Below are 22352 nucleotides of genomic sequence, written 5' to 3'. Positions count from 1 at the left end.
GTCCCGCCGGAGGCCTCGACCGGGGCGGCCCGCCGTGGCTGCGACCCGGTCGCTGTCGTGGCACCGAGCATGCTCGGAGGGTGTTTCCCGACCGGTGCCGCCCTGTTTCACCGCCGGAACTTCGGCCTCAGCGGCGCCCGGCACCGGCTGTGAGAGCGGTCGGCCGCCCTTCCCCTCCCTCCGCGCCCGGCGACGTGTCCGTCAGGTGCGGCGGGCGGCGTTCCAGTGGGCACCGCCGCCGGGAGGAGCGCCCCGGAGGCCCCATACCAGGTGGCGGGCTCCCGCGGGGGCAGGACCGCCGATCCGGAACGGGATTCGTGGAGAAGTCGATACGTGGGGGTGAGGGAGTGCGTACCCTGCACGCAGGGGAGCGGATTCCAAGATCCGGTCCGAGTCCGGCCGGGAGCTGGCATGACAACAGACGTGCAGGTGGGGGTCCGTGCGGCTCACTCCGCAGTGCTGCGCGAACTCCTGCTGCTCTGGGACGAGGCCCGCCGGGTCGGCGGCCGGACGGTCACCCGGACACACCTGGCCCGGATCGGCGGCATCGGACCGTCCACCCTGTACGGCTGGCTGTCCGGACGCTCGGTGCCCCGCGAGGCGGACCGACTCGCCTTGGTGGCAGGGGAGTTGGCCCGCGTCGCGGGTCGACCGGTGCGGTCGGCCGCCCACTGGGCCGCCCTGCTGGAGTCCGACCGCCGCCGGGAGCGGCTCGCCGTTCCACCGCCGCCGGACGACGAGGGACACGAGTCGGCCACCGCCGCACCGTGCCCGTCCGGACGGCGGGTGGTAGCCCTCCGGGGAGCGGACGGCGCGGTGCGCCGGACCTGGCCGGCGGCCGCCGGAGCGGGCGCGGCGGCCCACCGGGCAGCGGTCGGCGGCCCCGGACCGGTCGGCGCCCGGCTGGTGAACCGTTACCGCTCGGCGCCGCCCGCCGCCAGGGCCGTCGTCGACGCGGCGATGGACGCGGTGCGCCTGGGCCACCGTCCGGTCCTGCCGGCGGCGCTGCTCGCGGCCTCCGCCCCGCACTACCTGACCTCGCACGAGCGCAGCGCCCTCCGGCCCGGCTGGGTCGCCGACGGGCTGGCCTACCTGCGCAAGGCCGTCCCGGGCACGGGCGCGCTCCTGATGACCGGTGACCCGACGGCCGCCGACCCGCTGAACGGCCGTACCGCGGACGGTCGCTTCACGGGCGCCCGGACCGCGGCGGGCCGGGCACCGCGCGGCATCGCCCCGTCTCGCGCCGCGGAGGCGCCCGGCAGGACGGAGAGGCTCCGCGACGCGGCGACCTCCCGCGACACGGCGGCCTCCCGCGACACGGCAGCCTCCCGTGGCACGGCGGCGGACCAGGGCACGGCGGCGCACCGGAGTGCGGAGGCGGTCCGGGTGGCGGGCGGTCACGAGGTGTGGCTCGCCGAGGCCCTGGTGCGGCAGCTGGGGCCGGAGCGGGAGGGGCGCACGATCCCGGCCGGGCTGTGGGAGAGCCTGACCAGGCACGCCCACCCCGCCGACCGGTCCGCCCTGGCCCGGTCGGCGGCGACCCGGGGGCTCACCCGGATCGCGGTCGGCCTGTGCGCCTCCGCCGCCGAGACGGGGGACCCCGCCGCGCTCTCGGTCGGCGCCGCCCTGCTCGCCGAGGCCGGCCGCACCGCCGAGGCCGCCGACTGGTACGGCGCGGCCGCCGACCGGGGCGTGCCGGAGGCCGCGCTGCGGGCGGCCGAACTGCTGGAGCGGGACGGCCGGTTCGAGCAGGCCGTCGACTGGTACGACCGGGCCGCCCGGGGCGGGGACGCCGACGCCCACTGCCGGGGTGCCGAACTGCTCGGCCGGTACGGCGATATCGCTCCGGCCCTGCAGCGTTTCGAGGCGGCCGCCCGGGCCGGCCACTCCACCGCCCGCCACCGGGCGGGCCGACTGCTCGCCGAACTCGGGCGCGGCGCCGAGGCCTTGGACTGGTTCGAGCGGGCGGCGGCCGACGGGCACCCCGAGGCGGCCGTCGACTGCGCCAGGCTCTGCGCCGAGGCCGGCCGGATCGACCAGGCGGTCGCCTGGTGGGAACGGGCCTGGGCCCGGGGCGGCCCGGTCGGCGTGCACGAGGCGGCCCGGACCCTGGAGGCCGCCGGCCGGATCGACGAGGCCGCCGCCTGGTACGAGCGCGCGGCGGCGGCCGGCGACGAGAACGCCTGGCACGAGGCCGCGGCCCTGCTCGCCCGGCACGGCCAGTACGGCAACCTGCCCTGGTACGCGCACATCGGCGACCCGCAGATCCTGCGCGACCGCGCCGAGCGGTGCGAGCGGGCCGGAGACGCGGCCGGGGCACTGGACTGGTACCGGAAGGCGGCCGAAGCGGGCAGCGAGACCGCCCTGTTCCAGGCCGCCGACCTGCTGGAGCGGCACGGCGACCGGGCCCGCGCCGTCCACTGGTACGAACGGGCCGCCGCCCGCGGCGACGTCTACGCGATGCGCGAACTCGCCCGGCTGCACGGCGAACTGGGCCGCCCCCGGGAGTCCGCCGACTGGCACCGGGCCGCGGCCGCGGCGAGCGGGCGGCCCGTCCTGCCCGCCGTCGTCCCGGCCGCGCCGCACCTCGAACCGGGGGCGTCCGCCGTCCCCGTGCCGCGTTCCGTCCCGGCCGCGCGGAGCACCCGGAACGGGGAGCCGGTCCGTCCGGGCACCGCGGTGCCCGTCCCCGCCGGCCGCTGCTCCGGGGCCGCCGGCCGCCGCTCCGGGGCCGCCGCGCTGGAGGAGGCGGTGGAACTGCTCAAGGAGGCCGGCCGGTTCTTCGAAGCCGGGCTGCTGCTGAACTCCACCGACCGCCCGGAGCCGGACCGGCTGCGCGAGGCGTCCCGGATGCTCTGCGGCGCGGTCACCGGTGACCGGGCCATCGCCTGGGTCCAGCGGCTCGCCGACACGGGCGACGGACCGGCCGTCCGGGAGGCGGCCGAGATGCTGGAGAGCCGGGGCCGGATCGACGACGCGCTCACCTGGTACGAGCGGGCCGCCGCCGGAGGCGACCGGGACGCCCTGCTCGCGGCGGCCCGGATGCTCGCCGAACGCCGCCGACCCGAACACGCCGTGGAGTGGTACCGCCGGGCCGCCGAGGCCGGCGACCCGCTGGCCCACCGCGAGGCGCTGATGCTGCTCCAGGAGTACGGGGCGTCCGCCCGGCCCGGAGTCGCGAAGGCGCTGCACGGCAACGGCTGGGAACCGGGCACCGACAGCGCCGCCCCGCGGTCGACCACCGCTCCCGCCCTCCCCGGGGACGGGCGTCCCGTCGCGGGGGCGCGCCGCCCGCGCGTTCCGCGACAGGCGGGGGATCCCACCGCGGGCTGATCACCGCCCCGTGCGGGGCCGGCCCGTTCACCCCGGTGGGGTGGTCGGGTGAGTGCGGGGGAAAACCCCCGTGACCGGCGGGCAACCGGGTCGAAACAGGGATCCGGCATGGTGGACGGTATGACCACCACTTCGCTTCCCAGCCGCCTCGCCCCGCTGCGGGTGCTGCACGCGGCCCGCCGCCCGGCTCTGGTGCTGGTGGCGCACGGTTCGCACGACCCGGCCGCGGCCGCCGAACTCGGCCGGCTGCACGCCCGGCTGCGGCGGGCCCGACCGGAGCTGGACATCCGGCTCGGGCACCTCGGGCTGAACGACCCGCTGCTGCCGACCGTGCTGGACGGGCTGAGCGGGCGGGTGGTCCTGGTGCCGCTGCTGCTCGGCCGCGGCTACCACAGCAAGGTGGACATCCCCCGGACGCTCTCCGCCGCACCGCACCTGGCGGGGGAGTGCACCCCGCCGCTCGGGCCGGACCCGCTGCTCACCGAGGCGCTGGCCGACCGCCTGCTGGCGGCCGGGTGGCGGGACGAGCCGGTGGTCCTCGCCGCCTCCGGCTCCCGCGACCAGGACGCCGCCCGGGACGCCGAGGCCCAGGCCGCGCTGCTGTCGGACCGGCTGGGCGTCCCCGTCCGCCCGGGGTACGTGGCGGCGAACGGGCCGAGCGTGGCCGCGCGGGTCGCCGAACTCACCGCCGAGGGCCACCCGCGGGTCGCCGTCGCCTCGTACTTCACCGCACCGGGCGACTTCGCCCGCCTCGCGGCCGCGGCCGGCGGCGCGCTGACCTCCGCCCCGCTCGGCGACCACCCCGCGCTGGCCCGGCTGGTCCTGGAGCGGTATCAGACCTGCGTCACCCGGACCGTCCGCCTGGCCGGCTGACCCGCACCCCGCACCTCCGCGCCCCGGGACCCCCCTCCCCGGCGGCCCGGCCGGCAGGCACCGCCCGTCAGCCCGTCAGCCCGTCAGCCCGCCGTGCCGACGGCCGGCACCGGCGGCAGCCCGCTCCCGAGGGCCGGCGCGCGCCGTTCGGTGGGCAGGTCGCGGACCCGGCGCAGCGGCGAGCACCAGAGGATCAGCGCGGCCAGCGGGACGCCGACGGTCATCAGCCACAGCGCGGGCCGCACGCCGAGCTGGGTGCCGAGGACGCCGGCCAGCAGCGCGCCGAGCGGGATCGACCCGAAGTTGAGCACCGCGCTGCTGGCGGAGAGCCGGCCGAGCAGCTCCGGCGGGCAGTAGCGCTGCTGGAAGGTCGCCTTGATGACATTGCCCGCGACGACGCCGCAGGAGGCGCCGAACCCGCCGACCAGGTACCAGGCCAGTCCGGCGCCGCGGCCGGTCAGCGGGATGAGCACGGTCAGCGCGGGCAGGACGAGCTCCAGCACCAGCATCGCCCGCGAGGTGCCGAGCCGGGCCGCGATCCGGCGGGCGACGGCCGCGCCGACGATGCCGCCGGTGGAGGCCAGCGCGACCAGCAGGCCGACGGTGCCCTCGCCGACGCCGACCTCGCGGATCAGGAAGACCACCAGCAGCGACTGGTAGCCGGTCAGCACCAGGTTGGACGCGGCGCCGAACAGCGCGAAGGTGCGGAACCAGACGTCCGAGGCGAGCAGGCGCAGGCCCTCGCCGACCTCCTGGCGCAGCGCCCGGCGGGGCCGGCCGGCGCGGGCCGGTTCGCGGTGGCCGATCCGGGCGGTGCAGCAGAGCGAGAGCAGGAAGGTCGCGGTGTTGGCCAGCAGCCCGCTGACCGGCCCGGCCAGCTGCGCGATCAGACCGCCGCTGCCCAGCCCGACGATGCCCGCGGCCGAGGCGCTGCCGTGCAGCTTGGCGTTGCCCTCGGACTGGTCGGCGGGGGCCAGCAGCTGCGGCAGGTACGCGGTGTACGCGGTCTGGAAGAACACCTCGGCGGCCCCGGCGAGCAGCGCGACGGCCAGCAGGTGCCACAGCGTGAGCGCCCCGGCGAGCGCGGCCAGCGGGACGGTGGCGTACAGCAGCAGGGAGGCGGCGGTCGCGGTGAGCATGATCGGGCGGCAGCGCAGCCGGTCCACCCACACCCCGGCGGGCAGGCCGATCAGCAGCCAGGGCAGCCAGCCCGCGGCGCCGAGCAGGCCGACCTGGAGGGTGCTGGCATGCAGGGTGCTGACCGCGATCAGCGGCAGGGCCAGCCCGGTGACCGCGGAGCCGTACTTGTTGGCGGTCTCGCCGATCCACAGCATCCGGAAGTCGCGGTGCCGTCGCAGCAGCCCGACGGGCCCGGAAGCGGAAACGGGAGCGGACCCGGAGGCGGACCCGGAAACGGGGGCGGACCCGGAGGCGGCGTCGGAAACGGGCGCGGGGGTGGGTGCGGGCGCGGTCATGGCCGGTCGGGGTCCTTTCGGGGCAGTGCCTGGATCTGGACGATGACCGGTCGCGCCGCCGGATCGGGGGCGGCGTCCGGGTCGGGGGTGTGCCGGGCGACCACGGCGGCCAGCTCGTCGACGAGGGCCTGGAGCTGGGTGGGCGTCAGGCGCAGGTTGCTCCAGTCGGAGACGGAGCCGGTGCCCCGCCACTCGCCCTCCCAGTCGGCGGCCATCGAGTCGGCGACCCGCTGGTACTGCCGGCGCAGGTTCTCGGCCTGGAAGACGGAGAGCGCGGCCCGGGCGCCCGGGTCCCGGTCGAAGTCGGTGGCGGCGAGCGTGATGCCCCCGCGCGCGGCGCGCCACCAGCGTTCCCGCTTGGTGCCGCGGCCGGGTTCCTCCTCGATGAAGCCGTGCTCGGCGAGGTGCCGCAGGTGCCAGCTGATGGTGCCGGTGGACTCGCCGGTGCGCTCGGAGAGCCGGGCGGAGGTCGCCGGGCCGTTCAGCCGCAGCTCGTCCAGCAGTCGCATCCGCAGCGGGTGGGCGAGCCCGCGCAGCGAGCCGGCGTCCAGCCGGCGGCGCGGTGCGGCGCCTTCGGCGGGCGGGGAGGCCGGGGCGGTGGCGGAGCCTTCGGAGTCTTCGGGGCGGTGCTCGGTCATGGGTCCAGCGTAGATTGCAGAGAACTCTCTGCATAGACCTCTTTGCAGAGTTTCCTCTGCAACTTCCGGTCCGCCCCGCCACCACCCCGCCACCACCCCGCCGCCCGCCCACCCGCCACCTCCCGTTCGCGCCCCCGTACGCGCGGCGCAGGGTCGGTTGTCCGTCATCCGGCGTACGGTGACTGGCCTATGAAGAACACGGCTCCGTACGATCCGCAGTCAGAGGCCCGCTGGGTGCCCGAGCCCGACAAGCGGCCCGGCCGCACCGCCTTCCAGCGGGACCGCGCCCGGGTGCTGCACTCCGCCGCGCTGCGCCGGCTGGCGGGGACGACCCAGGTGGTCGCGCCGATGCGCAGCGACTTCCCGCGGACCAGGCTGACCCACTCGCTGGAGTGCGCGCAGGTCGGCCGCGAGCTGGGGGCGGCGCTCGGCTGCGATCCGGACCTGGTGGAGACCGCCTGCCTGGCCCACGACATCGGCCACCCGCCGTTCGGCCACACCGGCGAGGAGGCGCTCGACCAGGCCGCCGAGGCCTGCGGCGGCTTCGAGGGCAACGCGCAGTCGCTGCGCATCCTGACCCGGCTGGAGCCCAAGCGCTTCGCCCCGCTGGACGAGCCCGAGGTCCGGCTGGCCCCCTGGCCCGGCCGCAGCGTCGGCCTGAACCTGACCCGCGCCGCGCTGGACGCCGCGACCAAGTACCCGTGGGCGCGCGGGCGGCACCCCGCCGACCCCGGCTCCACCAAGTACGGCGTCTACGGGGACGACCTGCCGGTGTTCCGCTGGCTGCGCACCGGCGTGCCCGACGGTCGCAAGTGCTTCGAGGCCACCGTGATGGACTGGTCCGACGACGTCGCGTACTCCACCCACGACGTGGAGGACGGCCTGCAGGCCGGCCACATCGACCCGGCCGCGCTGCGCTCCGCGACCGAGCGCGCCGAACTGTTCAAGGTCGCCGAGCGGTTCGCCGACGCCGAGGAGGCCGAGTTCGCCGAGGCCCTGGACCGCCTGCGGGCGCAGGACTGGTGGCCGGCCGGCTACGACGGCACCGCCCGCGCCCGGGCCGGGCTGAAGGACCTCACCAGCCAGCTGATCGGCCGCTTCTGCCTGGCCGCCGAGCAGGCCACCCGGGCCCGCCACGGCTCCGGCCCCCTCACCAGGTACGCCGCCGAGCTGGTCGTCCCGCGCGGCGTCCGGCTGGAGTGCGCGGTGCTCAAGGCGGTCGCCGTCCGGTACGTGATGCAGCGCGACGAGCAGGCCCAACTCCGCTCCCGCCAGCGGGTGGTGATCGCCGAGCTGGCCGACGTGCTGCTGAACGACGCCCCGCACCGGCTGGACCCGGTGTTCGCCGCCCAGTACGAGGAGGCGGAGGACGACCGGGCCGCGCTGCGCACCGTGATCGACCAGATCGCCACCCTCACCGACGCCTCCGCGCTCGCCCTGCACGCCAAGCTGGTCGCCTAGCCCGCCCCCACGGGCCGCCCGCACGCGCCGCCCCCACGCGCCGACGGGCCGGCTCCGCACGCCGACGGGCCGGGCGGCGGACCGAGGGGCCCGGAGTGTCAGACCCGCTCCCGTAGACTTTCCCGGTGGCCGGTCGGATCAGGGACGAGGATGTGCAGGCGGTGCGTGCCGCCCTGCCGATCGACGCCGTGGTCGGCGACTACGTGCAGCTGGCGGCGGGCGGCGGTGCGCAGCTCAAGGGCGTCTGTCCGTTCCACGACGAGAAGTCGGCGTCCTTCTACGTGCACCCGGGCAAGGGCGTCTTCCACTGCTTCGGCTGCGGCGAGTCCGGGGACACGATCACCTTCCTGATGAAGATCGAGCACTGCTCGTTCGCGGAGGCGGTCGAGCGGATGGCCGCCCAGGCGGGCATCACGCTGCGCTACGAGGAGGGCGGCTACAGCCCGCGCCACCAGCAGGGCGAGCGGACCAGGCTGGTCGAGGCGCACAAGGTGGCCGCCGCCTGGTTCCAGGAGCAACTGGCCACGCCGGAGGCGGAGATCGGCCGCCGCTTCCTGGCCGAGCGGGGCTTCGACGAGGCCGCCGCCAAGCACTTCGGGGTGGGCTACGCGCCGGTCGGCTGGGAGCACCTGGTGCGCTTCCTGCGCGGCCGGGGCTTCACCGACAAGGAGATTTCGGTCGGCGGCCTGGCCTCGCAGGGCCAGCGCGGCGGCCTGATCGACCGCTTCCGGGGTCGGCTGGTCTGGCCGATCCGGGACAGCGCGGGCGACGTGGTCGGCTTCGGTGCGCGCCGGCTGCGCGAGGACGACAACGGCCCGAAGTACCTGAACACCCCCGAGACGCCGCTCTACAAGAAGTCGAACGTCCTGTACGGCATCGACCTGGCCCGCAAGGAGATCGCCAAGTCCGGCCGGGCGGTGGTGGTCGAGGGCTACACCGACGTGATGGCCTGCCACCTGGCGGGCGTCACCACGGCCGTGGCCACCTGCGGCACCGCCTTCGGCGAGGACCACATCAAGATCATCCGCCGGCTGCTGATGGACACCTCCACCTACCGCGGCGAGACGGTCTTCACCTTCGACGGCGACGCGGCCGGCCAGAAGGCCGCCCTGCGCGCCTTCGAGGACGACCAGAAGTTCGCCGCCCGCACCTCCATCGCCATCACCCCGGGCGGCATGGACCCGTGCGAGCTGCGCCTGGCCCAGGGCGACGAGGCGGTCCGCACCCTGGTGGACAACCCCGTCCCGCTGTTCGAGTTCGCGCTCCGCTCGGCCGTCGCCCGGCACCGGGTGGACACCGCGGAGGGCCGGGCCGCCGCGCTGGAGGAGGCCGCCGGGATCATCGTCAAGATCAAGGACCGGTCGATCCAGCACGAGTACGCCGTCCAGCTGGCCGGCATGGTCGGCATCCTGGACGAGCGCTTCGTGGTCAACCGGATCGCCCAACTCGCCCGCTGGCAGCGCGAGAACCAGCAGAGCGGCCAGCAGCGCACGCTGCGCCGCCCCGAGGCCGCCCCGCAGCCGGTCCGCCCCGAACGGCCCGCGTTCCGGCTCAACCCGCGCGACCCGGCCCAGTTCGTCGAGCGCGAGCTGCTCAAGCTCGCCCTCCAGCACCCCGACCTGGTCAGCCCGGCCTTCGACCAGTACGGCGAGGACGAGTTCCCCACCCCGCCGTACCGGGCCGTCCGCCGCGCCATCGGCCAGGCCGGCGGCACCGCGTACGGCGCGGGCCTGCCCGACTTCACCGCCGCCGTCCGCGAGGCCAGCCCGGACGACCAGGTGCGCGGCCTGGTCACCGAGCTGACCGTCGAACCGATCCGCACCCGCCGCAAGGCCGACCAGCTGTACGCGGGGGAGTTCCTGGTGAAGCTGCGCCTGCAGGCCGTGGACCGCCGGATCGACGAGGTCCGCGCCCACCTGCGTCGACTCGGCGACCGGGCCACCGCCGAGGAGCAGCATCCGGTGCAGAGCGAGCTCTGGGCCCTGCAGCAGTACGGCCAGCAGCTCCGTTCCCGGGGCGCCGCCGCGCTCTGACGCGGCGTCGGCCCGCTCCGCCCGGGTGGCACCCGGCCCGCCGTGCGGTGCCGTCCGACCGGCTCGCGCCCGCTCGCAGGTGCCCGGGCCCGCCGCGCTGGGTATCCCCTGGGGTGTGGCGCGGCCGACCCCCAGGCCGCGCGCGGCCCCTGGAGGGATGCCCGTGGAGCTTTCCGTCGCCCGCCCGCCCCAGACCGCCCCCGCCCGGGACGCCGCGATCCCGCCCCAGCCCGCCCCCACCGACCCCGGCCCCGGCCCCGCCGCACCCGCCCCCGCGAGCCCGGCCGCCACCGAGGAGGGCCCGACCACCGAGGACGGCCCCGCCACCGAGGACGGCCCCGCCACCGAGGAGGACCCCGCCACCGAGGACGGCCCGACCGCCGAGGAGCTGGCGGCCGACGAGCCGCCGGAACCCGCGCTGGACGAGGGCACCGGCCCGGCCGCCGACCTGCTGCGCCAGTACCTGCGCGAGATCGGCCGGATCCGGCTGCTGACCGCCGTCGAGGAGGTGGAGCTGGCCCGTGCGATCGAGGCCGGCCTGTTCGCGGAGGAGGCGCTGGACCGCGTCCCGCCCGCCGACGAGCGCCTGCCCGCCGACGAGCGCCTGCTCGGCGACCTGGACCGGCTGGTGGTGCTGGGCCGGATCGCCAAGCGGCGGCTGATCGAGGCGAACCTGCGGCTAGTGGTCTCGGTCGCCAAGCGCTACGTCGGGCGCGGCCTGACCCTGCTCGACCTGGTCCAGGAGGGCAACGTCGGCCTGATCCGGGCGGTGGAGAAGTTCGACTACGCGCGCGGCTACAAGTTCTCCACCTACGCCACCTGGTGGATACGCCAGGCGATGAGCCGGGCCCTCGCCGACCAGGCCCGCACCATCCGGGTGCCGGTGCACGTGGTCGAGCTGATCAACCGGGTGCTGCGGGTGCAGCGCTCGCTGCTGCAGGAGCGCGGCGTCGAGCCGACCGCCGCCGAGGTCGGCGAGGTGCTGCAGCTGCCGCCGGAGCGGGTCCGGGAGGTGCTGAAACTGGCCCAGGAGCCGGTCTCGCTGCACACCCCGGTCGGCGAGGAGGACGACGTCGCCCTCGGCGACCTGATCGAGGACGCCGACGCCGCGTCCCCGCCCGAGAGCGCCGCGTTCCTGCTGCTGCGCGAGCACCTGGAGGCGGTGCTGGCCACCCTCGGCGAGCGCGAGCGCCAAGTGGTCCAGCTCCGCTACGGCCTGGACGACGGCCGCCCCCGCACCCTGGAGGAGATCGGCCACCTGTTCGGGGTGACCCGGGAGCGGATCCGGCAGATCGAGGCGAAGACCCTCGGCAAGCTGCGCGACCACGCCTTCGCCGACCAGCTCCGCGGCTACCTCGACTAGGCCCTCTCTTTCGGATCTTGCCGGGCGCCCGACGCCGGGCATCCCGCCTGGAAGCACCGGCCCCACACCCAAGTACATCCAGTACGAGGGCGTCGGGCCGGCACTCCCAGCCGGGCGCCCAATGCCGCGCGCTGATCCGACAAGATCCGAAAGAGAGGGCCTAGGACCCCGGGCCGTTCAGTGGTGGAACCCGCTGCGCTGCGGCATCCCCAGGTCGCTGAGCGGCGCGGGCTGGCGCTCCAGCTCGGGCAGCAGCCGCCGCAGGTCGGCGAGCAGCAGGTCGGCGAGGTCCCGGGTGAACCCGTTGCGGCAGACCACCCGCAGCACCGCCAGGTCGGTCCGCCCCTCCGGGAAGGTGTACGCGGGCACCTGCCAGCCGCGCTCGCGCAGCCGCCGCGACACGTCGAAGACGTCGAACGGGCAGTCGTCCACGGTGGTGAACGCGAACACCGGCAGCTGGTCGCCCCCGGTGATCAGCCGGAACGGTCCGCACGCGCCGATCTCCGCCGCGAGGTACCGCGCGACGTCCCGGCAGGCCTGCTGGACGGCGTGGTAGCCGGTGAAGCCGAGCCGCAGGAACGCGTAGTACTGGGCGACCACCTCCGCCCCGGGCCGGGAGAAGTTCAGCGCGAAGGTCGGCATCTCGCCGCCCAGGTAGTTGACCTTGAACACCAGCTCCTCGGGCAGCGCCGCGCCGTCCCGCCACAGCGCCCACCCCACGCCCGGGTAGACCAGGCCGTACTTGTGCCCGCTGGTGTTGATCGAGGCCACCCGGGGCAGCCGGAAGTCCCAGACCAGCTCGGGGTCGAGGAACGGCGCCACCATCGCGCCGGACGCCCCGTCCACGTGCACCGGCACGTCCAGGCCGGTGCGCTGCTGGAAGGCGTCCAGGGCGGCGCAGATCTCGGCGATCGGCTCGTACGAGCCGTCGAAGGTGGAGCCGAGCACGCCGACCACGCCGATGGTGTTCTCGTCGCAGTGCGCGACGGCCTCCTCGGCGCTCAGGTGGAAGCGCTCGCCCGCCATCGGGACCAGCCGCGCCTCGACCTCCCAGAAGTTGCAGAACTTCTCCCAGCAGACCTGCACGTTGACGCCCATCACCAGGTTCGGCCGGGCCCCGGCCGCGTACCGGTCGGCGTTGCGGGCCGTCCAGCGCCGCTTCAGGGCCATCCCGGCGAGCATGCAGGCCTCGCTGGAGCCGGTGGTCGAGCAGCCGACCGCCGCCGCCGGGTCGGGCGCGTGCCACAGGTCGGCGAGGATGGCCACGCAGCGCCGCTCCAGCTCGGCGGTCTGCGGGTACTCGTCCTTGTCGATCATGTTCTTGTCGCGGCACTCGGACATCAGCCGGTCCGCGTACTCGTCCATCTGGGTGGTGACGAAGGTCGCCAGGTTGAGCTTGGCGTTGCCGTCCAGCATCAGCTCGTCGTGGATCAGCTGGTAGGCGACGGACGGCGGGACCGGCACCCGGGGCAGCTCGTGCAGCGCCGGGGCCTGCTGCATCGCCCCCAGCGGGTCGGTCAGCACGTGCAGCGGGCTGAACGGCAGCCGCTTCCCGTCGTCCTTCTTGCCCTTGTGCAGCGCCATGGCGAGAACGTCCCTCCACTCGTGGAACCTCCACGGTGGCACCGGACCGCAGCCCTCGCACATCAGGCCGCGCGGGGTCAGGCGGTCTCCGGGTGGTACTGCTCGCGCACCGCCGCGAACTGCTGGCGCACCGCGCTGCCGACCGCCAGGTCGTGCTCCTGCTCGGGGGCGAGCACGGTCAGGTCGGGCAGCTCCCAGCTCGGGGGCTCGGGCGTTCCGGCGAGCGCCCAGGCGGCCTGCCGGGCCGCGCCGCGCGCCGCGTGGTCGCCCGGCGGGGGCACCGCCACGGGCAGCCCGAACAGCTGCGGCGCGATCTCCCGCACCGCGGGCAGCCGCCCGGCCGTACCGAGCAGGAACACCCGGTTCACCGCCACGCCGTGCCCGCGCAGCACGTCCAGCGCCTCGGCCAGGTTGCACAGCATGCCCTCGACGGCGGCCCGCGCCACGTGCTGCGGCGACATCGACTCGGCCCGCAGCCCGGTCAGGGTGCCCGCCGCGTGCGGCAGCTTCGGGGTCCGCTCGCCGTCCAGGTAGGGCAGGAAGACCATCCCGTACGCGCCGGGCGAGGACTGCAGCGCCAGCTCGGACAGGCCCGCCAGGTCGGTGCCGAGCATCGCCGCGGTGGAGCGCAGCACCTGGGCCGCGTTCAGGGTGGCCACCATCGGCAGGTGCCGGCCGGTGGCGTCCGCGAACGAGGAGACCAGCCCGGACGGGTCGACCACGGCCCGGTCGTGCACCGCGAAGATCGTCCCGTTGCCGCCCAGCGACACCACCGCGTCGCCCAGGCCCAGGCCGAGGCCGAGCGAGGCCGCCATGTTCTCGCCGGTGCCGGCCGAGATCAGCAGCCCCTCGGGGGTGTGCCCGGCGGGCTCGGCCGGGCCGAGCACGTGCGGGACGCCCAGCTCGTGGCCGAGCGCCAGCTTGATCAGGTCCTGCCGGTACTCGCCGGTGACCGGCGACCAGTAGCCGGTGCCGGAGGCGTCGCCCCGGTCGGTGGTGCGCCGCTTCGGGCCGCCCAGCAGCTGGGAGACCAGCCAGTCGTGCGGCAGCAGCACCTCGGCGATCCGCTGCGCCGAGGCCGGTTCGAACTCGGCCAGCCAGCGCAGCTTGGCGATGGTGTACGTGGGGCCGGGGACGGCGCCGATCGCCTCCACCCAGGGCTGCGGGCCGCCCAGCGCGTCCAGCAGCGCGGCGGCCGAGCCCGCCGAGCGGGGGTCGTTCCAGAGCAGCGCGGGCCGCACCAGCACGCCCCCGGCGTCCAGGCCGATCAGGCCGTGCTGCTGGGCGGAGACGCCGATCGCCCGGACGCCCTCCAGCAGGCCCCCGGCGGCGGCGTCGCCCAGCGAGTGCAGCCAGGTCTGCGGGTCGACCTCGGTGCTCCGGCCCTCCTCGCCCTCGATCACCGGGTGGGGGGCCCGGCCCTGTCGGAGCACGGCGCCGGTGTCGGCGTCGCACGCGACGATCCGGGTGCGAGTGGTGGAGCTGTCGATGCCCGCGACGATGGCCATGCCGAGATCATGCCGCAGTCGGCGGCCGGGGCGGGGCCGACTGCCGCAAGTGTTGCCCAGTCGGTACCGGAACCACCCCGTCCGGCGACCCTCCGGCCCAGCTCAGCGGGCCTGCGGCGGATTCCGCCGGCTCAGGGGCGGACGGTGCCCCAGCCGTCGTCCTCGCCGTGCTGCTTGGCGAAGTACGGGACGCGCTCGGTCAGCGCGTTCGGCAGCTTCTCGCCGACCTTGTCGGCGACCGCCCCGGCGGCCTTCCCGGCGACCGCGCCCGCCTGCTGCTTGGCCTTCTCCGCGGCGTCCTGCACCCGCGGGTTCTCCCGCACGTGCCGGGCCGCGCCGGCCAACTGCTCGTACCGCTCGCGTCCGGCCCGGGTACCGAGGACGTACCCGATCCCGAGGCCCACGATCAACGACACCTTCCACATGCCTGGGTTCCACCCTTCCTCGCCGCGCGATTGTGTGCCGCGTCTACCCGTCCGGCCGGGTCGTGAACCGCGCTTCCGGTGGCGGTTCCGGGCCGACCGGACCGCCGTGCACCAGCATCCCCGCCCGCGCCCCGGGGCGCGCGCGGGGCGCGCCGGTCCGACCCGGCGGGCGGGACCGGCCGGAGGTGGGGGAGGACGCCGGGGAAAGCGATTGGCGGAACACCCCCCTGAGTGCGCTAATGTATGTCCCGCAGCGAGCACCGTGGGCCCCGGAGCGATCCGGAGACCGGGGTGGTCGAAGCGGAAGCACGATCCTCCATAGCTCAATTGGCAGAGCAGCCGACTGTTAATCGGCAGGTTATTGGTTCGAGTCCAATTGGAGGAGCGCGGTCCCCCATAGCTCAATTGGCAGAGCAGCCGACTGTTAATCGGCAGGTTATTGGTTCGAGTCCAATTGGGGGAGCTTCACCGGAAGTCTCGGTGATCGGTACAGAGCGAAGGCCTCCCGGCCGGCCCGGGGGGCCTTCGTGTTTCCCGGCCCCCGCAGCCCTGGCCCCCGCCCCGCCCCGGGGCCGCTCAGCCGGCGGCCCGCCGGTACAGCTCGGTGACGTGCGCGTCGAAGCGCACGCTGTACGAGGTGTCGGCGGTGTCGCCGCCCTCCTGGTAGCCGCCTATCACCCCGACCACCCGGCCCGCGCCGGTGATCCACGGGCTGCCGCTGGTGCCGTTGGTGAACCCGGCGCAGTCGAAGCGCTGCTGGGTGGCGCCGTACGCGGTGGCGCGGGCCCGGCAGGTGACCGGGGCGTCGTCGGCGTTGGGGTAGCCGGTGACGGTGACCTCCTGCCCGGAGCCTGCCTCGGCGTCGGCCGCGAGCGCGTCGGCGCCCACCGCGTCCTCGACCGGCCGGCCGTCGACCGGGCCGACGGTGAGGAAGGCGACGTCCCGGTCCTCGTCCTGCCCGTCCTCCCAGGCCGGGTCGACGGTGACGCCGGTGACCGGCCACGTGCCGTACGGGGTCCGGCCGTCCCGGTAGCCGGGGACGAACACCAGGCCGTCCAGCGGGACGCCGCCGGGGGCCGCGCAGTGGGCGGCGGTGATCAGCAGGTTCCGGTCGGGGCTGTGCACCACGCCCGCGGTGCAGGCCCGGGCGCCGTCGGGGCCGTCGACGAACAGGGCGCCGATCCGGTCGGACGCCGGGCCGGCCGGGGCGGGCCGGGCGGTGGCCGACGGGCCGCCCGCGGGGCGCCCGGCGGTGGGCCGCTCGCCGTCGGAGGAGCCGCAGCCCGCCACGGCGGCGGCCAGCAGCAGCGCCAGCGCACCGGCGGCGGCCGGCCGGGGGCCGGGGCTGGGGGAGGTGCGCGGCACCGTGGCTCGCTTCCGCTCGGCGGCCCGCCCGGGGGCCGGGCGGCGGTCGCTGCAAGGTCTACCAGGGCCCGCGCGGGCCGGGCAACCGCCGGCGGGAAAGGCCTGGACGGCCGCCCGCCCGCCGTCCCGACGCGCGGTCACGAGCCGCCGGCGGCCTGCTGGTAGAGCGCCCGGACCGGGGCGCCGAAGTAGCTGCTGTAGGAGGTGTCGGCGGTGTCGCCGCCCTCCTGGTAGCCGCCGATCACGCCGACCACGGTGCCGGTGCGGGTCGCCGGGTCGAGGCGGGTGACCCAGGGGCTGCCGCTGGTGCCGCCGGTGTAGCCGGGGCAGTCGATCCGCAGCTGGGTGGGGCTCTGCTCGGTGGTGGTGGCGGCGCAGGTGATCGGCTGGTCGGTGCTGCTCGGGTAGCCGGTGACCCGCACCGGCAGGGTGTGGCCCTGGTCGGTGCCGAGCCGGTTGCCGCCCAGCACCTCCTGCACCTGGTGCCCGTCCTGCGGCCGGACGGTCGCGAAGGCCACGTCCAGGTCCGCGTTGCCGCCGTGCCGCCAGCTCGGGTCGACGGTGACCCGGTCGATCGGCCAGACCCCGGACGGGGCGTCGCCGTTCCGGTAGCCGGGGACGAACACCAGGTCGGCGCGGGTCCGGCCGGTCCGGGGTTCGACCAGGCAGTGCGCGGCGGTCAGGATCAGGTTCCGGCCGGGGCTGTCGACCACGCTGGCGGTGCAGAAGTGGTCGCCGTCGGTGCCGTGGGTGAAGACCGCGCCGACCCGGCTGTTCGGCTCGGTCGGCGCGACGGTGCGGGTCGTCCCCCGGTGCCGGTCGACCGCGGCCAGCAGCCGCTCCCGGCCCCAGCCGTGCGCGACGGCGGCGGCCGGGGCGCCCGCCGGGAGGGTGGCCGGGGTCGGTGCGGGGGACGGGGCGGCCGCACCCGTGGTGGTGGCCGCGGAGCCGCAACCGACCGCCGCCAGCACCAGTGCCGCCGTCCACGCCGCCGCACCCGCGGACCGCTTCATCCCGGCCACCCGCTCCCGCTCGCGCCAACCCGACGCTCCAGCGTCGCCCGCCGACCGGCCCCCCCGCCACCGGCGCCACCGGACCCCGTTCGGCCCCGGCCGGGCCGCCGTTCGGGGGAGCCGTCCGGGCCGCCGGGTGACGCGCGGACGGGCGGCGGGCCGTGCGTACCCGGATGCGCCCCCGGCGCGCACCACGGGTGATCGACCGGCTATGCTGCCGGGGGCGGCCCTGAGGGGCCGTCTGCTGCTGCCAGGACCGCTTCGTCGGCCCCGGCGGGTCGAGTCGGGGGGCGGTAGCTCAGCCGGTTAGAGCAGGGGACTCATAATCCCTTGGTCGTGGGTTCGAGTCCCACCCGCCCTACCTCGGCCGCTGACGCAACGTCAGGTGAACATCCCCCCTGACCAGGCAGAACATCGAATCCCCGCGTTTTCGGGTCTACGGTAGCGCCCACCGGGAGCGGTCCGGAACGGCCTCCCGGGGCCCCGCCGTGGAACGCCCGCGGAACGTCCCCGGAACGGGCGCGGGACCCGGGCCGGGTGCGCCGCCGGGGCCGGGCGGGTTCACCCCTTCGGGAACGGCCCCCCGTTGACCGGGCCGGAACGCGGACGAGGCCCGCGGATCCGGGGATCCGCGGGCCTCGCCGTCGTCACGGGGGCGGTCAGTACTGCGTGGTGACGGTGACTCCGGAGAAGCCGTTCCGCGCGTACAGGCTGAAGTACACCCAGCCCGCGGGCGGGTTGGTGAGGGTCAGCGTCTCGCCGTTGCCGGTGTTGGTCGACTTCGCGGTGGAGGACCCGGTGGTGGCCCAGGCGGACGGGTTCCAGTACAGGTCCGCGTCGCCGGTGCCGCCGCTGGTGGTGATGGTCAGCTGCTTCACGCCGGCCGGCAGGTTCAGGAAGGCGTAGCTGTAGTTGCCGGTGGTGGCGGCGACGCCGTCGCGGCGGCAGTTCTGCTCGTACCAGCGGGTGTCCTGGTTGGCGCAGAGCGGCGCGGCGGCGGGCTGCAGGGTGCCGCAGTCGCCGGCGCCGCAGGCCTTCAGGTACGTGGCGAAGTCGGCGTCGTAGGAGGTGCCGATGCCGGTGATGACGGCGCGGGCGCCGGTGTAGTCGCCGGTGCGGGTCCGGCCCAGGTAGGCGGCGACGTCCTGCGGGTGGGACTGCAGCATGTAACGGGTGGCCAGGTAGCCCCAGTTGTAGGTGCGGGTGGAGTCGGTGTTCTCGTACGTGGTGTCGAACAGGGTGCTCAGCTTGTACGTGCCCTTGGCCGCCTGGGCGATCGCTTCGTCGTAGCGGACGTCCCGGTAGGTGTAGGACATGTACTCGGCGAAGCCCTCGATCCACCAGATGTTGGGGTTGGTCTGGCCGGCCTCGTAGTCGCCGTAGAAGTCGAAGCGGCCGTCGAGGTAGTGCGCGTACTCGTGGTTGAGGTTCCAGACCGAGAACGCCGGGCGCAGCCACTCCGCCTCGTGGGCGATGAAGCGGGCCTGGTTGCCGGCCTGGCTCGGGGTGCCCTCCAGGTACATGCCGCCGTTGTCGACGTCGATGTCGAACATCGACCAGGCGTACAGGCGGTAGTCGTAGGAGGAGTCGTAGACCACGACCTCCAGGGCGGTGTTGACGTCGTCGGCGACCGGGCCGCCGTCCTTGACCACGCTGTGGAAGAGGGCGTCCTCGTTGGCGAGGCTGGCGCAGGTCCCGTCCAGCTCGGTGGCGCTGAGGGCCTGGGCGCGGATGTGCAGGGTCGAGCTGCAGACGCGGTCGACGGTCAGGACCAGCGGGACCAGCCGGGTCGGCAGGTCGCACAGGCCGTAGTAGGAGCAGTGCCCCTCGTCCTTCTTCTCCGTGAACCAGGCGAGGTTCATGGTGAGCGGGCCGGTGGCGCCGACCAGCGGGAAGGCGTTGACCAGGTCCTTGACCAGCGGGCGGGCCTGGGCCCGCAGCACCGGCTGCTCCAGGAAGGAGCCGAGGTCGATGCCGAGGCCGGTGGCCAGGTCGCCGCCGGTGATCATCGAGCTGTTGCGCTTGACGAAGGAGGCGATGGAGGTGCCGACGCCCGGGTCGGCGACCAGGGCGGCGTTGAACGCGTCGTCGCCGAGGCCGTTCTCCAGGATCAGCTTGGTGTTGTTGACGGCCGACCACATGCCGCCGGTCCAGGCGGGGGTGTAGCGGTCGAGCAGGTCCTTGACCACGCCGGTGTAGCGGGCGTTCTCCTGGGCGGAGTCGATCAGGATGACGGCCTCGGAGAGGATCTGGCCGTTGGCCTCGGTGACGTCCTTGGCGTGCGGGGCGGCGTGGAACGCGTCCAGGGCGCCGCGGATCGCGCTCTGCAGCGTGCCGCCGTACGGGCCGACGGTGTCCGCGTTGTACCACTGGACGTAGTAGCCGGCCCGCAGGAAGGTGACCAGCTGGGCGACCGAGGCCGAGTTGGTGCCGTCGTAGCCCGCCGAGGCGGTGCGCAGGGCGTTGGCCACGGTGACCATCTGCGGCTCGCGGAAGGTGTTCTTCGCGTCGGTGCCGGTGATGTTGTAGAGCTTGCCCACGCAGTCCAGCGAAGCCGACCTGACCGCGTTGACCAGGGCGTCGCCGCTGGTGGACCCGAACAGCGAGGTGTCGCAGCCGTTCGCGTCGGCGGCCGGTGCGCCGAACTTCTTGTCGCCCTTGACGGTGGGGGCGTTCTGGGCGGCCTTCTGCGGCGCGGCGTCGGTGCCGGTCCGCACCGCGCCCGGGGTCGGACGGCTGTCCGCGGGCTCGTCGGGCGACTTCGGCACGGGGTGCGCGGTCGGGGCGGCGGACGACTCACCGGGGGCGCCGGTGCCGGTCGCGGCGGGGGCGGCGGACGCGCTGCCTTGCGGGGAGAACAGTCCGATGGTGAGCACGAGTGCGAACGCCAGGGCGAACACCCGGCCCAACTGGGCCATCGATATGCGGATGTGACGCACGGTGGGGGCTCCGAGCGGTTGAGGCGGTCGACCTGAGGGCGCCGACCATCTGATGTGTGACATGTAAAATGGCATAGATCACAGCGGGAGGGAAGGGCCGAAACCGCGGGCCGGACGCCGCCGCGCACGCCCGGCAGTCCCGGCCGGCCCGGCGGTCGGGCCGCCCGGCGGTGGATAACCGCAGGTCGACCGGCGCACGGCTCGGGGTGGACGGGCCGTCGTCCGATGTTCGGATTCCGTTCGGGTGCCGGTGGGAAACTTTTTGGTCACGGCAGCCGCAGTCGGCGCGGCCCGGGCCGCGCCGACGCCCCCGCACCCGAGCTGAGCTGCGAGAACACGCCCGACGCGCTGACGCATCGACCGATCGGCTGATGCCGGGGTCCACCGGAACGCCCGCCCGAACCGGCCGGTTCGCCGACGGAACGCGGCCGGGGCCGGGGCGACCATGGAGTCGGGCGGCGGACCCGTCCCCCCGCCCCTCCCGCCCGCCGCTCCCGCACGTCTGTCGAGGCACTCCGTGCTCCACCTGCCGTCCCTCAGAAGGAGGACCGTGATGACCGCGACCGACCGGCGCCTGCTCACCGCCGCGCGCACCGGAGACCTCGACGCCGTTCGGGCCGCCCTGGCCGACGGCGCCGACCCGGAGGCCCGCGACCCGCACGGGCGGACGGCCCTGCTCCTCGCCGCGCTCGCCGACCACGTCGCCGTGGCCGAACTCCTGGTCGCCGCCGGGGCGGACCCCGACGCGCGGGACGAGCGGGAGGACAGCCCCTGGCTGGTCACCGGCGTCACCGGCAGCGTGCCGATGATGCGCGCCCTGCTGCCCGCCGGCCCCGACGTCCGGCTGACCAACCGGTTCGGCGGGGTCAGCCTGATACCCGCCGCCGAGCGCGGCCACGTCCCCTACGTGCGGGCCGTGCTGGCGGAGACCGACACCGACGTCGACCACGTCAACCGGCTGGGCTGGACGGCCCTGCTGGAGGCCGTGATCCTCGGCGACGGCGGCCGGGCGCACACCGAGGTCGTCCGCCTGCTGCTCGCCGCCGGCGCCTCCCCGCGGCTCGCCGACAGCGACGGCGTGACCCCGCTGCGGCACGCCGAACGGCGCGGCTTCGCCGCCCTCGCCGCCCTGCTGCGGGCAGCCGAGACGGCCGCGCCCGCTCCGGACGGGACGACCCGGTGACCGCCCGCCGCCGTCGGCGCACCGGTCCGCTGCTCCTGCTGGCCGCACCGGTGCTGGCCGCCCTGCTGGCCGGCTGCGCCGCTGACCCCGGCCCAGGCCCTGACCCCGGCGCCGCACCCGTATCCTCACCCGCGTCCGCGCCGAGCCCCGCCGCCACCACCGCCGCCCCGGCTCCGGTCGCGAGCCCCGCCGGTACGCTGCTGGTGGCCGACTTCGGCGCCGACACCGTCACCTTCGTCGACCCGGCACGCGGCCCGATCGGCTCGGTCGAGGTGGGCACCGCGCCGTACGCGGTCGCGCTCGCACCGGGCGGGGGGCGGGCCTGGGTCAGCACCGCCGAGGGCGTCGCCGAGGTCGACACCCGGGCCCGCACCCTGCTCCGGAAGGTCGCGCTGCGCACCGACACCGGCCCGGCCGGGACCGGCGAGTACCGCGGCGGCGCGATGGGCCTGGCCCTGTCGCCCGACGGCACCCGGCTGTACGTCGGCGTGAACGTGCCCGGCCGCACCGGCGTGCTGGAGGTCGTCGACACCGCGAAGGGCGAGGTCACCGGGGTCGCCCCGGTCGGCCGCCGCCCCTTCGACGTCGACGTCTCGCGGGACGGCCGGGAGGCCTACGCCACCGGCCACGACTCCTTCGACGTCACGGTGGTCGCCGCCGACGGCCTGGCCACCCGCCGGATCGAGGTCGCCCCGTACGGCACCGAGGGCGGCCTCGGCTCCTGGCTCAAACCGCACTACGCGGCGGTCCGCCCGAGCGACGGCAGGCTGCTGCTGCCCTTCGAGGGCGAGCGCCTGGCCGTGGTCGACCCCGCCACCGGCCGGGTGACGATCGAGCCGATGACCGCCGACACCCACCAGCACGGCGCCACCACCACCCCGGACGGCCGCCTGCTGGTGGTCGGCTCCGGCCCGGTCACCCGCGACGACCGCGGCCCCAGCCTGACCGTCCGCGAGCCCGACGGCAGCGAACGGGTCTACCCCCTCGGCGTCCCGCACGAGGACGTCGCCGTCTCCGCCGACGGCCGCACCGCCTACGTCACCGGCGGCTTCACCCGGGACGGCTACTGGAACGGCATCACCCTGGTCGACCTCGCCGACGGCACCACCCACCGCCTGGACGCCGGACGGCGCCCCCTGGGGGTGGTGGTCCTCTGAGC

Annotated in this window: 15 protein-coding genes and 3 tRNA genes; 10 read left to right on the top strand and 8 right to left on the bottom strand. The window is 75.7% G+C overall.

Translation table 11 applies throughout. The annotated features are described in order from the left end of the window. Window positions 1–411: 411 nt before the first annotated feature. Both ACZ3J7_RS05115 and ACZ3J7_RS05110 read left to right on the top strand, forming a co-directional pair. Window positions 412–3333 carry a hypothetical protein gene (locus ACZ3J7_RS05115; RefSeq protein WP_465616984.1) on the top strand — a complete coding sequence of 974 codons (2922 nt, stop codon included), beginning with the start codon at window positions 412–414 and terminating at the stop codon, window positions 3331–3333. A gap of 120 nt (window positions 3334–3453) precedes the next feature. Continuing rightward, window positions 3454–4206 carry a sirohydrochlorin chelatase gene (locus ACZ3J7_RS05110; protein ID WP_465616982.1) on the top strand — a complete coding sequence of 251 codons (753 nt, stop codon included), beginning with the start codon at window positions 3454–3456 and terminating at the stop codon, window positions 4204–4206. A gap of 83 nt (window positions 4207–4289) precedes the next feature. Here the strand turns inward: ACZ3J7_RS05110 and ACZ3J7_RS05105 are convergent, their stop codons facing one another. Together ACZ3J7_RS05105 and ACZ3J7_RS05100 are read right to left on the bottom strand one after the other, a co-directional pair. Further along, window positions 4290–5540, bottom strand: a complete 1251-nt coding sequence (locus ACZ3J7_RS05105; protein WP_465616980.1) for an MFS transporter — start codon at window positions 5538–5540, stop codon at window positions 4290–4292. A 137-nt stretch (window positions 5541–5677) separates the two neighbouring features. Continuing rightward, window positions 5678–6319, bottom strand: coding sequence for a helix-turn-helix domain-containing protein (locus ACZ3J7_RS05100; protein ID WP_465616979.1), 642 nt, complete (start codon window positions 6317–6319; stop codon window positions 5678–5680). Window positions 6320–6508: 189 nt separating this feature from the next. On the opposite strand from ACZ3J7_RS05100, the gene ACZ3J7_RS05095 reads away from it, so the two are divergent. The 3 genes from ACZ3J7_RS05095 (at window position 6509) to ACZ3J7_RS05085 (ending at window position 11176) form a co-directional block, all read left to right on the top strand. Continuing rightward, on the top strand, window positions 6509–7780 hold the full coding sequence (locus tag ACZ3J7_RS05095; RefSeq protein WP_465616977.1) for a deoxyguanosinetriphosphate triphosphohydrolase: 1272 nt from the start codon (window positions 6509–6511) through the stop codon (window positions 7778–7780). Window positions 7781–7905: 125 nt separating this feature from the next. Next, window positions 7906–9813, top strand: a complete 1908-nt coding sequence (gene dnaG, locus ACZ3J7_RS05090) for a DNA primase (protein WP_465616975.1) — start codon at window positions 7906–7908, stop codon at window positions 9811–9813. Window positions 9814–9970: 157 nt separating this feature from the next. Next, window positions 9971–11176 (top strand): RNA polymerase sigma factor, encoded by a 1206-nt coding sequence (locus ACZ3J7_RS05085; protein WP_465616973.1) that lies wholly within the window; start codon window positions 9971–9973, stop codon window positions 11174–11176. 177 nt (window positions 11177–11353) lie between these two features. Here the strand turns inward: ACZ3J7_RS05085 and ACZ3J7_RS05080 are convergent, their stop codons facing one another. From ACZ3J7_RS05080 to ACZ3J7_RS05070, 3 genes are all read right to left on the bottom strand, one after another. Beyond that, the gene (locus ACZ3J7_RS05080) at window positions 11354–12760 is read right to left on the bottom strand and encodes a glutamate decarboxylase (protein WP_465616971.1); all 1407 of its coding nucleotides are present in this window, start codon (window positions 12758–12760) and stop codon (window positions 11354–11356) included. Between the two features lie 77 nt (window positions 12761–12837). Continuing rightward, complete coding sequence (locus tag ACZ3J7_RS05075) at window positions 12838–14268, bottom strand: FGGY family carbohydrate kinase (RefSeq protein ID WP_465616969.1); 1431 nt, start codon at window positions 14266–14268, stop codon at window positions 12838–12840. Between the two features lie 131 nt (window positions 14269–14399). After that, complete coding sequence (locus ACZ3J7_RS05070; RefSeq protein ID WP_033215863.1) at window positions 14400–14693, bottom strand: hypothetical protein; 294 nt, start codon at window positions 14691–14693, stop codon at window positions 14400–14402. A 312-nt stretch (window positions 14694–15005) separates the two neighbouring features. Between ACZ3J7_RS05070 and ACZ3J7_RS05065 the strand changes: the two genes are divergently transcribed. Together ACZ3J7_RS05065 and ACZ3J7_RS05060 are read left to right on the top strand one after the other, a co-directional pair. Further along, window positions 15006–15078 (top strand) — tRNA-Asn (locus ACZ3J7_RS05065). A 5-nt stretch (window positions 15079–15083) separates the two neighbouring features. Further along, window positions 15084–15156, top strand: a tRNA-Asn gene (locus ACZ3J7_RS05060). A gap of 113 nt (window positions 15157–15269) precedes the next feature. Here ACZ3J7_RS05060 and ACZ3J7_RS05055 read toward each other — a convergent pair. Both ACZ3J7_RS05055 and ACZ3J7_RS05050 read right to left on the bottom strand, forming a co-directional pair. Beyond that, window positions 15270–16058 (bottom strand): trypsin-like serine peptidase, encoded by a 789-nt coding sequence (locus tag ACZ3J7_RS05055; protein WP_465616967.1) that lies wholly within the window; start codon window positions 16056–16058, stop codon window positions 15270–15272. 137 nt (window positions 16059–16195) lie between these two features. Then, window positions 16196–17071 (bottom strand): trypsin-like serine peptidase, encoded by an 876-nt coding sequence (locus ACZ3J7_RS05050; RefSeq protein ID WP_465616965.1) that lies wholly within the window; start codon window positions 17069–17071, stop codon window positions 16196–16198. Window positions 17072–17358: 287 nt separating this feature from the next. Here ACZ3J7_RS05050 and ACZ3J7_RS05045 point away from each other — a divergent pair. Beyond that, window positions 17359–17432, top strand: a tRNA-Ile gene (locus ACZ3J7_RS05045). Window positions 17433–17730: 298 nt separating this feature from the next. Here ACZ3J7_RS05045 and ACZ3J7_RS05040 read toward each other — a convergent pair. Next, a complete protein-coding gene (locus tag ACZ3J7_RS05040) occupies window positions 17731–20010 on the bottom strand; it encodes a M9 family metallopeptidase (protein ID WP_465616963.1) in 2280 nt (759 codons plus the stop codon). Window positions 20011–20563: 553 nt separating this feature from the next. Between ACZ3J7_RS05040 and ACZ3J7_RS05035 the strand changes: the two genes are divergently transcribed. Both ACZ3J7_RS05035 and ACZ3J7_RS05030 read left to right on the top strand, forming a co-directional pair. Beyond that, window positions 20564–21193: an ankyrin repeat domain-containing protein gene (locus ACZ3J7_RS05035; protein WP_465616961.1), complete on the top strand. Its 630-nt coding sequence runs from the start codon at window positions 20564–20566 to the stop codon at window positions 21191–21193. Next, a complete protein-coding gene (locus tag ACZ3J7_RS05030; RefSeq protein WP_465616959.1) occupies window positions 21190–22350 on the top strand; it encodes a YncE family protein in 1161 nt (386 codons plus the stop codon). The genes ACZ3J7_RS05035 and ACZ3J7_RS05030 overlap by 4 nt, the downstream gene beginning before the upstream one ends. The last annotated feature ends 2 nt before the right edge of the window (window positions 22351–22352 follow it).

This window comes from Kitasatospora sp. NPDC015121 (genome assembly GCF_055562955.1).
Note: the sequence above shows the minus strand (reverse complement) of the source record. Positions and strands in the feature narration are given on the sequence as shown.